The 916-nt window shown below is 50.8% G+C and carries 2 protein-coding genes; both read right to left on the bottom strand.

The features are described from left to right. The coding region (gene gspJ, locus R7Z50_RS25520) for a type II secretion system minor pseudopilin GspJ (protein ID WP_318149478.1) at positions 1–492 on the bottom strand (492 nt) is incomplete at its 3' end. Continuing rightward, positions 479–868, bottom strand: coding sequence for a type II secretion system minor pseudopilin GspI (gene gspI, locus R7Z50_RS25515; RefSeq protein ID WP_005478722.1), 390 nt, complete (start codon positions 866–868; stop codon positions 479–481). The genes gspI and gspJ, both read right to left, overlap by 14 nt. Between the last annotated feature and the right edge of the window lie 48 nt (positions 869–916).

The raw sequence follows: 916 nt of genomic DNA, 5'->3' as shown, positions 1-916 counted from the left end.
AGATTCCACCTGCGTCAGCAACGGAGTGACAATGCCTTCCTGCCCAACTGGGGTATCTGGATAACGCCACCAAACACGCTGCAAGGTTTCTTCTTTAACGCGATAGCCCACTTTAGTCACTTCACCACGCGGGAACTGTTGCTGCGGGTTATGCCAACCCACACGTGCAAACATTAGGCCTTTCGCGTCGGAATCGAGTAAATAATCCGACCAAAAGATCAGTTGCCCGGCAGGGTCTTCGCCGTTTGTACGCGTTTGACGCAATGCCATTTGGCGGAAGTCGTTATCCATCATCACCATGGCGCGTTGCAGTTCATTCAAACGCTGAGTTCGCTCTTGCGACAACTCGTTACTGCGCTGAACTTGCGACACCACTTGGTATGCCGCCACGCTCAAACTGGCAAAGATCGCTATCGACACCAGCACTTCAATGAGTGTAAAACCTTTTGCTGCGCGGCGCTTACTTGCGCGATTGGGTTTACTGCGCCACATAGCTTCTTACCGTAACAACTGGACTCGCGTTTTTCGCGGTCGCGACACTTACATCAAATGCTTTCAGCAATGGCTGCGTGGTGGCTACAGGCGTGACTTTCCAATACCATGTACGCCCTGCTAGTTCTTCGGTACCATTCTTGGCTTTCAGCGCGCCAGTATCTAGCATCACATTCGCCATTTGGTTATCCACAACCATTGCTGCAAACATCTTTTCTTCTAAGTAGCTGACTGTGTTGATGTGTTGACTCACTGAGCGAATCACACTGATCGCCGCGGTGGCAAAAATAGCCAGTGCAACCAACACTTCAAGCAACGTCATCCCTCGCACTCGGCGACGGTTTAAGTTTGGTTGAGTTTGCTTAAAATTGCGCATTCGCATCCTCTTCCACTTCTTCACCTGGCGCTACCAACAGAATTTGCC

Source organism: Vibrio sp. 1249-1, assembly GCF_033340495.1.
Note: the sequence above shows the minus strand (reverse complement) of the source record. Positions and strands in the feature narration are given on the sequence as shown.